Raw genomic sequence first — 11,749 nt, 5'->3', positions numbered from 1 at the left:
TAAACGGTCTTCACGGGGGAGTGCGGGACATGCCGGCGCCCAAGGTACAGTTTCACGACTTGCGTGACCGCTGCGTGCTGGTAACCGGCGGCGGCTCGGGTATCGGCGCCGCCCTGGTCGAGGGCTTCGTGCGCCAGGGCGCGCGGGTCGCCTTCGTCGATATCGACGAGCGGGCAGGCGCCGATCTTTGCGAACGGCTCGACGATCAAACCGGCTACAAGCCGCATTTCATTCCCGGAGACCTGCGCGATATCGAAGCGGTGCGTCACACGGCGGAAGCCGCGATAGAATCGCTCGGCGCAATCCATGTGCTCGTCAACAATGCGGCGCGCGATGATCGCCAGGCATTGGAAGCCGTGACCGAAGAGAGCTGGGACGAAAGCCAGGCGGTCAATCTCCGGCACCTCTTCTTCATGAGCCAGGCGGTCGCGCCGCACATGCGGCAAGCCGGCGGCGGCTCGATCGTCAATTTCTCGTCGATCGCCTTTCTGCTCAACATGGGCGAAATTCCAGGCTATGCGACGGCGAAGGCTGGCATCGTCGGCCTGACCAAATCGCTCGCCGGCAGGCTCGGGCCGGACAATATCCGCGTCAACGCAATCCTGCCCGGCATGATCGTCACCGAACGGCAGAAGCGGCTGTGGCTCAGCGACGTGGCAATCGCCAAGATGCAGGAAAGGCAGTGCCTGAAACGCAGCCTGACCGCCGACGATCTCGTCGGGCCCTGCCTTTACCTCGCGTCGGACTGCTCCTCGGGCATGACCGCACAAACAATGATCATCGATGGAGGCGCACTTTGATGACGGCAGCCTATTATGCCGCAGTCGACTGGGGAACCACGAGTTTCCGGCTGTGGATCGTCGGCGAGGATGGCTCGGTGCTTGCCGAACGCCGCAGCGGGGAAGGCATGACGACCGCCAGCAAGAGCGGCTTCCATGCGGTTCTGGAAAAGCACCTGGCGGCCGTCGAGGCGCCCGGCCATCTGCCCGCGATCATCTGCGGCATGGCCGGCGCCAAGCAGGGCTGGGTCGAGGCCGGTTATCTCGATACCCCGGCGGCCCTGACCGACATCGCCGCCCGTGCGGTGGCAGTACCGGATCTCGATCGGGACATCCGCATCCTGCCGGGTCTCGCGCAACGCGACAGGCGACACCCGGACGTCATGCGCGGCGAGGAAACGCAATTGCTCGGCGCCGCCAGCGAACTCGGCCGCGGCCGGCACCTCGTCTGCATGCCGGGAACGCACAGCAAATGGGTTCGCCTCGAAGACGGCGCAGTCAGCGGCTTCTCCACCTTCATGACCGGCGAATTGTTCGACGTGATCTCGAAACATTCGATCCTCAGCCACTCGATTGCGGACGCGCACGCCTTTTCCGGCGATCATCCCGCTTTTGCGGCGGCCGTCGCGGAGGCCAGCACCAATCCGGCGCTTGCGACCAGCCTGATCTTCGGCGCGCGTGCCGGGCAATTGCTGCACGGCGCCAGTGCGACCGACGCCAAGGCGTTGCTGTCGGGCACCTTGATCGGCCTCGAGATCGCCGGCGCACTGGCCTCAGCCGAGACGATCGACGGCATCTGCCTCGTCGCCTCCGGTTCACTTGGTACACTTTATCAAGCCGCGCTCGAAAGCCTCGGCCGCCCGCTCAGGGTCGTCGATGCCGACACGGCGGTCCGCGCCGGCCTCTCGACCGCCGCCCAGGCGATCTGGCCCCTCTGAACGAAAGACAAGCTCATGAACCGCATTCCCTTTCCGCCGATGAAATATCCGCTGATCGCGATCTTGCGTGGCCTCAAGCCCGAGGGGACCGAAGGCGTCGTCGGCGCGCTGATCGAAACCGGCTTCACCGCCATCGAGATCCCGCTGAATTCCCCCGATCCGTTCCGCTCGATCGAAACCGCCGTGAAAATGGCGCCGGAGAATTGCCTGATCGGCGCCGGCACGGTGCTGACGACGGCGCAGGTGGAGCAGCTTGCCGATGTCGGCGGGCGGCTGATGGTGAGCCCGAACGTCGAGCCGGCGGTCATTTCCCTTGCGGCACAAAAGGGCATGGTGACCATGCCCGGCGTGCTTACCCCGACCGAAGCGCTTTCGGCGGCGGCAGCCGGCGCGACCGGCCTCAAGTTCTTCCCGGCGAGTGTGCTCGGGCCATCGGGCATCACCGCGATCCGCGCGATCCTGCCGCCCGACCTCGAGATTGCCGCCGTCGGTGGCGTTTCAGACGCGAATTTCGGCGACTACGCCAAGGCCGGCATCCGCAGCTTCGGCCTCGGCTCCAGCCTTTACAAACCGGGCATGAGCGCCGCCGAAGTCGGCGAACGCGCTGTCGCAACCATCAAGGCCTATGACGCCGTCTACGGAGCACGCTGATGAGCGATACCATTCCTTTTTCCGGCAGCATCCTTTGCGAGGCGACCTCGATCCTCGGCGAAGGCCCGACCTTTGACCCGGCCACCGGTACCGCCTGGTGGTTCAACATCAAGGGCCAGGAACTGCACGAACTGCATCTCGAAACCGGCCGCAAGGCCGTGCACAACCTGCCATTCCTCGGAAGCGTGCTCGCCGTCATCGATCCGTCGCGGCAACTGGTCGCGACCGACCAGGGCCTCTTCGTCAGGGACGCGCGGACCGGCGCCTTCAGCTTGCTCACCGCGCTTGAGGACAAGCCCGGCAATCGCTCGAACGACGGCCGCGTCCATGCTTCCGGTTCGCTGTGGATCGGCACCATGGGACGCAGCGCCGAGAAGGGCGCCGGTGCGATCTATCACGTGGCCGGTACGACGGTGACGAAGCTCTACGACAGGATCACCATTCCGAACAGCATCTGTTTTTCGCCAGACGGAACCGTCGCCTATTTCGTCGACACCGACATCAACCACCTGATGCGCGTCGATATCGACGCCGGGACCGGACTGCCGAAAGGTGAGCCCAGCCTCCTTGTCGACAGCAGTGGCGAAGCCGGTGGCATCGACGGCTCCATTTGCGATGCCGATGGCCTGATTTGGAACGCCCGCTGGGGCAGCGGCACGGTCGACGTCTACCGGCCCGACGGTATGCGGACCGCGCGTTATGCGGTGCCGACGACGCAGCCGAGCTGCACGGCCTTCATCGGCCCGAAGGCCGACCGCATACTGGTGACATCCGCCTGGCAGGACATGGACGACGCCACGCGCGCCACCGACCCCCATGCCGGCAAGACCTTCGATCTCGGCATCAGCGTCAAGGGCCGGTTTGAACCGTCCTTCCGACTCTGAACGGAACCTCTTGGCGAAGCGCCAATAAAAAGTCATACAATTCAGCCACCCGTTTCATCGCATGGTGAGGAGGAGCTCGCATGAGCGACAAGAAGAAAGAACTGCGCAGCCGCCACTGGTACGGCGGCACCCACAAGGATGGCTTCATCCATCGTTCCTGGATGAAGAACCAGGGATTTCCGGATCATGTTTTCGACGGTCGCCCGATCATCGGCATCTGCAATACCTGGTCGGAACTGACGCCCTGCAACAGCCACTTGCGCATTCTGGCAGAGGGTGTGAAACGCGGCGTCTGGGAGGCCGGCGGTTTTCCGGTCGAGTTCCCGGTGTCCTCGCTCGGCGAGACGCAGATGCGGCCGACCGCGATGCTCTTCCGCAACCTGCTCGCCATGGACGTCGAAGAAGCGATCCGCGCCTACGGCATCGACGGCGTGGTGCTGCTCGGCGGCTGCGACAAGACCACGCCCGGCCAGTTGATGGGGGCTGCCTCGGTCGACTTGCCGACGATCGTCGTCTCCTCCGGCCCAATGCTGAACGGCAAGTGGAAGGGCAAGGACATCGGCTCCGGTACCGACGTCTGGAAATTCTCCGAAGCCGTGCGCGCCGGTGAGATGAGCATGCAGGAATTCATGGCGGCCGAGAGCGGCATGTCGCGCTCGCCGGGCGTCTGCATGACCATGGGCACCGCCACCACCATGGCCTCGATTGTCGAAGCCATGGGCCTGTCGCTGCCGACCAATGCGGCCCTGCCCGCCGTCGACGCCCGCCGCATGGCGCTGTCGCATATGACCGGCAAGCGCATCGTCGAGATGGTGCATGAGGACTTGCGCCTGTCGAAGGTGCTGACCAGGAAGAATTTCGAGAACGGCATCATCGCCAACGCCGCTGTCGGCGGATCGACCAATGCCGTCGTTCACATGCTGGCCATTGCCGGCCGTGCCGGCGTCGACCTCTGTCTCGAAGACTTCGACCGTGTCGGAAGCCAGGTGCCGTGCATCGTCAATTGCATGCCGTCGGGCAAGTATCTGATCGAGGATCTCGCCTATGCCGGCGGCCTGCCGGCAGTGATGAACCGCATCCAGCATCTGCTGCATGCCGATGCGCCGACGGTCTTCGGCGTGCCGATCAGCAAGTATTGGGAAGATGCCGAGGTCTACAACGACGACGTCATTCGCCCGCTCGACAATCCGCTCAGGGCTGCCGCCGGCATTCGCGTGCTCAAGGGTAACCTCGCGCCGAACGGTGCCGTCATCAAGCCGTCGGCTGCGAGCGAGCATCTGCTCGTACACGAGGGCCCGGCATATGTCTTCGAGACCATTGAGGACCTGAAGGCAAAGATCGACGATCCGGATCTGCCGGTGACCGAGGACACCATCCTCGTGCTCAAGGGCTGCGGACCGAAAGGCTACCCGGGCATGGCCGAGGTCGGCAACATGCCGATCCCGCGGCGACTGGTGGAAAAAGGCGTGCGCGACATGGTGCGCGTTTCGGACGCCCGTATGTCCGGTACCGCCTTCGGCACCGTCGTCCTGCACGTCAGCCCGGAATCAAACGCCGGCGGCCCGCTCGCCATCGTCAAGACTGGCGACCGCATCCGCCTCGACGCGATGAAGGGCGAGCTCAACCTGATGATCAGCGACGAGGAGTTTGCGACGCGCATGGCCGCCTGGCAGGCCCCGCCGCAGAAATGGACGCGCGGCTACTACAAGCTTTACCAGGACACGGTGCTGCAGGCCGACAAGGGTGCGGATCTCGACTTCCTCGTCGGCGGCAGCGGCAGCGAGGTCCTGCGGGAAAGCCACTGACCGCAAGGCATCCAAAGGACCACTGACCAGATACCCTGCCAGACCGGCGGGGTATTTTTATCCGGCAACGGGACGGGAGTTGATGGGGCGTCCTGCTGACGATGCCGTCACCGGCGAACGAAGACGCGACCAGGTCTGAAAGCCGTAAATCGCAAGACCAAGGGCAATGAAGAATTCCTTGTATTCCGTCGGGTCCCAGAGTTGAACGAGCTGCGAAGCCCGCAGGACAAACAGTTCCTGAAGGGCAACGATCAGAATGGCGCCAGCCGTCAGCACGATGAACTCGCGCCAGTGGCCCGCCTTCAATGCCATATCCGCGATCACCAGCAACATGATGACGGTCATCATCACCATCATCTGCGTCGGAAGCATGCTCCAGTTGTCGCTGTTGAAAGCGGCCATTGGCGCGCTTGCCACCAGCACGAGGACGCTCGGCGCGAAGGCGTCGAGCCGGCCGAGGATCACACCCTTCCGAAGATAGAGCCAGACGAAGGGTGCGAGCGTCAGCAGGACGAAACTGCCGGTGTAGTAGAGCAACTCCGAGAAACCGGTTGAAATATTGTGCAGGTTCAATTCCTGCTGCTTGTTGACGGCCAACAGCGCTTCCGGCGTGGAGATGCCGAAGATGCGCTGCATCCAGGATATCTCCTCCATCCCAATCACGAAGAAGCCGGTACTCAGAAACGCCGCAGCGCCTGCGGCGACGAAGGCAAGGCGCCCTGCCCCGGTCCAGGCGGCACGAAACTGGCCCGCGGCAACTGCCGCAAGGAATCCGCACGCGATGAAGATCAGCATGGCGGATGACCACTCGACCGGGCCGTCTTCGCGCGCCAGGAGACTGAAGGCGTGTGGGTCCACGGCGAAAATCAATGCCGTGACCGTCGCAAGCGTCCACACCGCCACGCAGATCCATAGCTCACGACGCGAGGCCAGCCGCAGCACCGGCTCTCCAAGCCCGGAGACGTCTCGGGTGAACCCCTGAACCGCGGCGAGCGACAGGCTGAGCGCGACCCAGGCATGCCAGAGGTTATAAGGCTGGAGCTGGGGAACCCGCTCGGAAAAATAGCGGGCGCCAAAAAGGTTGCGCTCGATCGAAACGAGAGCGGCCATGACCAGGACAGACAGGAGGGAGACCGAAAGAAAGCGGCGCGGCAGTAACATGGTGATTGTCGCCCAGGGGATACCAGGACGAAAGCAGCGGCGCTCCCGATCCTGTCTTCACCGAAGTATCCGCAAGAACAATCAAGAATCAATGAACGAATAGAAGATCATTCTAAACTTCTAAAATACATATATACCGAGTATAAGATCGCCGTCCCTGCAAGATATCCGATATTCTCCCATCAAATTCCAAGGGATATGGAAGATTGAACCCAAGTCCGGCCTTACCCATTGGGACTTGGACTGTTTTTCCGGAACCGTTTGGGCGCTTAAGCGTTGACGTCGTATCACCGGTGCGGTGGAACTGGCGGCAGCGGCCAGGCCCGTGCCTTGATCGGAAACGTCAAGGAAAGGCAGTTTGACATGACTAAGAAACTCGTAACAACCGTCGCGGCTGGCGCGCTCTTCGCGGGTCTTGCTGTCGCTCCGGTAGCTTACACCCAGGATACGACACAGCCTCAGTCCGACCAGACGCAGACCATGAAGCCCAAACAGCCGGCCCCGGCTACGGAAGCTCCGGCCAACGAGGCTCAGACGACGACGCCTCCGGCAGCAGGTGAGAAACCTGCCGATGTCGCGAAGTCCGATGCTACCTACCTGACGGAGCAGGCGAGCGACCAGATCGCTGCCAGCACCTATATCGGTCAGAGCGTTTACAATGCCGGTGACGAAAGCATCGGCGAGATCAACGACCTGATCATCAAGAAGGATGGTGGCGTTGAGGCAGCCGTCATCGGTGTCGGCGGCTTCCTGGGTCTCGGTGAAAAGGACGTAGCGGTTCCTTTCGATCGCATTTCGATTGCGGAACAGCCGAATACGGACGCCCTGAAGCTGACGACAACGGAAACCGCAGATACGTTGAAGGCGGCCCCGGAGTTCAAGACCAAGGCGCAGAAGATCGCCGAGCAGAACGCCAACCAGCCGGTTGACACCTCGACGACCTCTTCGACGGGCACGACACCGGCGCAGCCGAAGCAGTAAAGAGTATCAGGTTGTTCGATGCGCCGAGAGGGCGGCGGTACGCACCGCCGCTCTTTCTGCGTTCACACGAAGCACCCCATAGCGAAGGGCGTCATAGATGCCCGCGTGAATAGTGCGGAAATGGCGTCGCCGATCCGGAACATGTCGAAGCCGGCTCTGGGACTTAGCCCTTGGGAAAAAAGCGATGCGCCGGCTCGCGTACCGGCGATGCCGAAACACCGGCAGCCGGTCACCCTTGTTCCAGCCGGTGCGGCTTCCAAGATGGGTGAGCTGGATCATCACGGCGCAATCATGTTTCATGACAGTCGGCGGCGACTTTCTTCAGCCATGGCACGATCTCATCCGAATACGCAGGGAGATTGCCGAAAGCCGGCGGGGAACCCTCCGAGACGATCGCCGAGCCCGCGATCATCGTCAGCGCCATGCCGCCCCTTGGCCTTTTCCAGGTTGATATAGCCGATAGCGATCCTTTGGCATGCCATTTTCGGAATGGGCGGGTTCATGAGCCATCGACATGATCCGCTTCTTGAGCGTCAGATGCTTGAGGCGATAGGGCTGCAGCAGTTCGACGATGTCATTTCCTGTTCCTTGAAAGGCGTCCGAGCATACCGGTTTCATCAATACCAGGCATCGGCCATACTCTCCTTACGGCGCGTGACATAATCGATCAGCGCCTCGTCGAGCGCCACATCCAGCGGCGGCGCTTGGTACTCGGCGAGCGTCTTCTTCCAGGCGCGGTTCGCCCGCGTCGCCATGTCCGTCTCGCCTTGCTCGACCCATTTCTCGAACGGTTCGTTGTCGGAGAGCGCCGAATCCCAGAAGGCGGTCTGGTAGTTGCGCATGGTGTGGTCGCAGCCGAGGAAATGGCTGCCGGGACCGACCTGCAGGAAGGCGTCCATCGCCAGCGTGTTATCGTCGACGACCACGCCTGCGAGATAGGAATGCAGCGCGCCGCAGAAGTCCGTGTCCATGACGAACTTCTCGTAGGACATGGCCAGCAAGCCATCGACGAAGCCAGCCGAATGCAGGATGAAGTTCGCGCCGCAATGCACCGCCGACAGCATCGACATCGCGCCTTCCTGCATCGCCTGCGCATCGGGCAGCTTCGAGTTAGAGAAGTTGCCGGCGCAGCGCAGCGGCAGGCCAAGCCGGCGCGCAAGCTGGCCGACGACCATGCTGCCGATCGCCGGCTCCGGCGTGCCGAAAGTCGGCGAACCCGAGCGCAGCGACATCGACGACAGGAAATTGCCGAAGATGACCGGCGCGCCCTTGCGTTCGAGCTGGGTCAGCGCACAGCCGGCGAGCGTCTCGGCATAGGACTGGGCGATGGCGCCGGCATTGGTCACCGGTCCCATGGCGCCGCCGAGAATGAACGGCACGATGACGGCAGCCTGGTTCGCCCGCGCATAGGCCCGCAGCGACTTCGTCATCGTCCCGTCCCAGACCAGCGGCGAGTTGACGTTGACGTTGCCGAGGATGACGCAGTTCCGGTCGACGAAATCACGGCCGAAGAGAATGCGCGCCATTTCGATCGAATCCTCGGCCCGCTCTTCCGCGGTGATCGAACCCATGAAGGCGCGGTCGGAATATTTGATATGGCTGTAGACCATGTCGAGGTGGCGCTTGTTGACGGGCACATCGACCGGCTCGCAGATCGTGCCGCCGGAATGGTGCAGCCAGGGGCTCGACTGCGCCAGCTTGATCAGGTTGCGGAAGTCCTCGATCGTGCCGTAGCGTCGGCCCTTGTCGAGATCCATGACGAAAGGCGACCCATAGGCCGGCGAGAAGACGACGTTGTTGCCGCCGATTTCGACATTGCGGGCGGGATTGCGGGCGTGCTGGGTGAACTGCCTCGGTGCGGAGGCGACGATCTCCTTGAGCATGCCCGGCTCGAAGGTGACCCGCACGCCATCGACCGTCGCACCAGCCCGCTTCCAATGGGCGAGTGCTTCAGGGTCGTCGCGGAACTCGATGCCGACCTCGGCGAGGATGCGATCGGCGATCGCCTCGATCCTGACGAGGCTCTCTTCACCAAGGATATCGTAGGTCGGAATATTCCGGACGATATAGGGAACGCCGAGGCTCTGGCCTGCGCCTTCGCGTCGTTGCGGCCTTGAGCCCCGCGTCCGTCTCGGGGCCGCCTCGCCTGCTGCCGGTGCCGTATCCATTTTGCATCCTCCCATCACTCAGGATGATGCTATTGGCGAAAAATTCCGTTGTAACGCTGGAAAAATTCGATCCATGCGATAAGCATGAGTTATGGAAAACCTCCGCCGCCTGCTTCCCTCCGCCGCCAGCCTCATCGTTTTCGAGGCGGCCGGCCGTCATCAGAATTTCACCCGTGCCGCAAACGAACTCGGCATGACCCAGGCTGCGGTATCCTATGCCATTCGTGGCCTCGAGGAACAGTTGGGCGTGCCGCTCTTCCATCGCGTGCATCGGGCCGTAGAACTGACCGAAGCCGGCGAGAAGTTTCACGCCGACGTGTCCGTCGGCCTGTCGCGCATCCAGAAGTCGGCTGAGGACATCCGCGCCAAGGGCCGCGAAACCAACGTGACGCTTGCGGCTTCTACCGCCTTTGCCTCGATGTGGATGCTGCCGCGCCTCAACCGCCTGCGCGAGGATCTGCCGGAAATCGATCTCCGGATCCAGACCAGCGTGCGCGATCTCGATCTCGAGGAAGAGCCGATTCCGCTCGGCATCCGCGGCGGCGACCCCGGCCACTGGCCGCGCTACCATGTCGCCCAGCTCGCCGAGGAGGTGGTCAACGCCGTCGCAACGCCCGCCTATATCGAAGAGCACGGGCTGCCGAAGACCGCAGCCGACCTGCAGCGGCACAACCTCATTCATCTCGAGGAGCCGGTACGGCGCGCCTGCGACTGGACCGAATGGTTCGCGAGCGCCGGCCTCACCTATCCCAAGCAAGCCCGCCGCCTGACAATCAACGACTATGTCCTCGTCATTCAGGCCGTGCTCGCCGGCGAAGGCGTGGCGCTCGGCTGGGAACATCTGATCAACCCGCAAATCCGCTCCGGCGCGCTGATGCCGGTCGCGGGACACGTGCTCAAGACCGGCCTCGCCTTCTATGTCGTCTGGCCGCGGTCGCGCGAGCTCAACGCCCAGGCGAAACGGGTCCGCGACTGGTTATTGGAGGAAGGACGGAGGGACCGCGTGGCGTTATCGGGAGCCGGTGAATGAATAGACCGGTTCAGGCCTGGGCCGAGACGTCGCGATAGCGATCGGAAAGGTACCGCATCGTCGCCACAGCATCGGCCGGCTTTCCGTAGAAGTAGCCCTGCCCGAGACCGCAACCGAGCGCCTTCAGCTTCAGTGCCTCGGAAAAGTCCTCGATACCTTCGGCGACGACCTCCAACTCCAGGCCCTCACACATCGCGACGATCGCCTTGATGATGTGTTCCGAGGCACGGTCGGCGGAAATACGCGAGACAAAGGCGCGATCGATCTTGACCTTGTCGAAGGAAAAATCGCGCAAGCGACCCAGGCTCGATTGCCCGGTGCCGAAGTCGTCGAGCGAGACGCGCACGCCGGCGGCCCGCAGTTCCGCAACGATCTTCTGGGCAATGTCAGCATCGGCCATGACCGCCGTTTCGGTGATCTCCAATTCCAGTCGCCGCGGGTCGAGGCCGATCTGATGGATGATCGAAAGCAATCGATGACTGGTCGCCGGATCCATGAGTTGCGCCGAGGAGAGGTTGAAGGAGAGGAAGAGCTCCTTCGGCCAGGAGAGGGCCGCATGTGCCGCCTTGCGCAACAGCACTTCCGCCAGAGATTCGATAAAGCCGCGCTCCTCGGCCAACGGCACGAACACCGCCGGCGAAACATAGCCGAGGTCGGCATCACACCAGCGCGCCAGCGCTTCGAACCCGACGACCGCGTCGTTGCGCAGATCGACGATCGGCTGGAAATGCACGTCGACTTCATTGGCGATGATGGCATTGCGCAGCGCCTGCTCGAGCTGCGTCGCGCGTTTCATCTCCTGGGCGATTTCCTGCGAATAGACGGTGATCTGGCCGCGGCCGCGACGCTTCGAACGATAGAGCGCAGTATCGGCGCTCTTCAACAGATCCTCGAACACTTCCCCGGCAAAGGGATAGACCGCAAAGCCGAAGGACGCGGAGAGACGCACATGGCGGTCGCCGAGATCGAAGGGCGCCGACAGTACCTCCTTCAACATCTGCCCGACCTTCTCCGCCCCCTTGCGCTCGAAGACGAGCGGCAAAACGAAGGCGAATTCATCGCTTTCCGAACGGGTGATCGTCGCCCCCTCGGGCGCGCAGGCTTTCAGCCGATAGGCCACCTGGCAGAGGATCTCGTCACCGGCCGCCGGTCCGAACAGATCATTGATCGGCTTGAAGCCATCGATGTTGGCAAGACCAATGGTGAAGGGCGCGGGATCGCTGGCGCGCTCCCTGGCGAGATCAAGTACGGTCTGGCGCAGGCACCGGGCATTGCCGAGCCCCGTCAACAGATCGACATTGCCCGTCGCAGCGGGCATCTCGATACCGATGCGGTGATAGGGTGTCTCTATG

10 protein-coding genes and 1 pseudogene are annotated in these 11,749 nt (G+C 62.9%); 7 read left to right on the top strand and 4 right to left on the bottom strand.

Annotation, left to right across the window (positions count from 1 at the left end; translation table 11 throughout):
• Positions 1-29: 29 nt before the first annotated feature.
• From AC1Z3V_RS21175 to AC1Z3V_RS21155, 5 genes are all read left to right on the top strand, one after another.
• Positions 30-800 carry an SDR family NAD(P)-dependent oxidoreductase gene (locus tag AC1Z3V_RS21175; RefSeq protein ID WP_483501521.1) on the top strand — a complete coding sequence of 257 codons (771 nt, stop codon included), beginning with the start codon at positions 30-32 and terminating at the stop codon, positions 798-800.
• Complete coding sequence (locus AC1Z3V_RS21170) at positions 800-1,717, top strand: 2-dehydro-3-deoxygalactonokinase (RefSeq protein ID WP_483501519.1); 918 nt, start codon at positions 800-802, stop codon at positions 1,715-1,717. Before AC1Z3V_RS21175 ends, AC1Z3V_RS21170 begins: the two co-directional genes overlap by 1 nt.
• A gap of 15 nt (positions 1,718-1,732) precedes the next feature.
• Positions 1,733-2,368 carry a 2-dehydro-3-deoxy-6-phosphogalactonate aldolase gene (locus AC1Z3V_RS21165; protein WP_483501517.1) on the top strand — a complete coding sequence of 212 codons (636 nt, stop codon included), beginning with the start codon at positions 1,733-1,735 and terminating at the stop codon, positions 2,366-2,368.
• On the top strand, positions 2,368-3,252 hold the full coding sequence (locus AC1Z3V_RS21160) for an SMP-30/gluconolactonase/LRE family protein (protein ID WP_483501515.1): 885 nt from the start codon (positions 2,368-2,370) through the stop codon (positions 3,250-3,252). Before AC1Z3V_RS21165 ends, AC1Z3V_RS21160 begins: the two co-directional genes overlap by 1 nt.
• A gap of 80 nt (positions 3,253-3,332) precedes the next feature.
• Positions 3,333-5,057, top strand: a complete 1,725-nt coding sequence (locus AC1Z3V_RS21155) for an IlvD/Edd family dehydratase (protein ID WP_483501513.1) — start codon at positions 3,333-3,335, stop codon at positions 5,055-5,057.
• 57 nt (positions 5,058-5,114) lie between these two features.
• On the opposite strand, the gene AC1Z3V_RS21150 is transcribed toward AC1Z3V_RS21155, so the two are convergent.
• Positions 5,115-6,218: a hypothetical protein gene (locus tag AC1Z3V_RS21150; RefSeq protein ID WP_483501512.1), complete on the bottom strand. Its 1,104-nt coding sequence runs from the start codon at positions 6,216-6,218 to the stop codon at positions 5,115-5,117.
• Between the two features lie 363 nt (positions 6,219-6,581).
• Here AC1Z3V_RS21150 and AC1Z3V_RS21145 point away from each other — a divergent pair, with 363 nt between their 5' ends.
• Positions 6,582-7,199 (top strand): PRC-barrel domain-containing protein, encoded by a 618-nt coding sequence (locus tag AC1Z3V_RS21145; RefSeq protein ID WP_483501511.1) that lies wholly within the window; start codon positions 6,582-6,584, stop codon positions 7,197-7,199.
• A 169-nt stretch (positions 7,200-7,368) separates the two neighbouring features.
• Here AC1Z3V_RS21145 and AC1Z3V_RS21140 read toward each other — a convergent pair.
• Together AC1Z3V_RS21140 and AC1Z3V_RS21135 are read right to left on the bottom strand one after the other, a co-directional pair.
• Positions 7,369-7,817, bottom strand: a pseudogene (locus tag AC1Z3V_RS21140) (oxidoreductase); the annotation flags it as partial.
• Complete coding sequence (locus AC1Z3V_RS21135; RefSeq protein ID WP_483501509.1) at positions 7,817-9,367, bottom strand: trimethylamine methyltransferase family protein; 1,551 nt, start codon at positions 9,365-9,367, stop codon at positions 7,817-7,819. The gene AC1Z3V_RS21135 and the pseudogene AC1Z3V_RS21140, both read right to left, overlap by 1 nt.
• A gap of 91 nt (positions 9,368-9,458) precedes the next feature.
• Here AC1Z3V_RS21135 and AC1Z3V_RS21130 point away from each other — a divergent pair, with 91 nt between their 5' ends.
• Positions 9,459-10,397, top strand: a complete 939-nt coding sequence (locus AC1Z3V_RS21130) for a LysR substrate-binding domain-containing protein (RefSeq protein ID WP_483501508.1) — start codon at positions 9,459-9,461, stop codon at positions 10,395-10,397.
• A 10-nt stretch (positions 10,398-10,407) separates the two neighbouring features.
• Here AC1Z3V_RS21130 and AC1Z3V_RS21125 read toward each other — a convergent pair whose 3' ends face one another.
• Complete coding sequence (locus AC1Z3V_RS21125; protein ID WP_429812878.1) at positions 10,408-11,715, bottom strand: putative bifunctional diguanylate cyclase/phosphodiesterase; 1,308 nt, start codon at positions 11,713-11,715, stop codon at positions 10,408-10,410.
• Between the last annotated feature and the right edge of the window lie 34 nt (positions 11,716-11,749).

It is taken from the genome of Ensifer sp. 38_S197 (assembly GCF_056924495.1).
Note: the sequence above shows the minus strand (reverse complement) of the source record. Positions and strands in the feature narration are given on the sequence as shown.

Bases quoted from the DNA above. Each gene is read 5' to 3' on its own strand.
- AC1Z3V_RS21175 (WP_483501521.1), top strand. From the start codon at position 30: ATGCCGGCGCCCAAGGTACAGTTTCACGACTTGCGTGACCGCTGCGTG.
- AC1Z3V_RS21170 (WP_483501519.1), top strand. From the start codon at position 800: ATGACGGCAGCCTATTATGCCGCAGTCGACTGGGGAACCACGAGTTTC.
- AC1Z3V_RS21165 (WP_483501517.1), top strand. From the start codon at position 1,733: ATGAACCGCATTCCCTTTCCGCCGATGAAATATCCGCTGATCGCGATC.
- AC1Z3V_RS21160 (WP_483501515.1), top strand. From the start codon at position 2,368: ATGAGCGATACCATTCCTTTTTCCGGCAGCATCCTTTGCGAGGCGACC.
- AC1Z3V_RS21155 (WP_483501513.1), top strand. From the start codon at position 3,333: ATGAGCGACAAGAAGAAAGAACTGCGCAGCCGCCACTGGTACGGCGGC.
- AC1Z3V_RS21150 (WP_483501512.1), bottom strand. From the start codon at position 6,218: ATGTTACTGCCGCGCCGCTTTCTTTCGGTCTCCCTCCTGTCTGTCCTG.
- AC1Z3V_RS21145 (WP_483501511.1), top strand. From the start codon at position 6,582: ATGACTAAGAAACTCGTAACAACCGTCGCGGCTGGCGCGCTCTTCGCG.
- AC1Z3V_RS21135 (WP_483501509.1), bottom strand. From the start codon at position 9,367: ATGGATACGGCACCGGCAGCAGGCGAGGCGGCCCCGAGACGGACGCGG.
- AC1Z3V_RS21130 (WP_483501508.1), top strand. From the start codon at position 9,459: ATGGAAAACCTCCGCCGCCTGCTTCCCTCCGCCGCCAGCCTCATCGTT.
- AC1Z3V_RS21125 (WP_429812878.1), bottom strand. From the start codon at position 11,715: ATGCCCGCTGCGACGGGCAATGTCGATCTGTTGACGGGGCTCGGCAAT.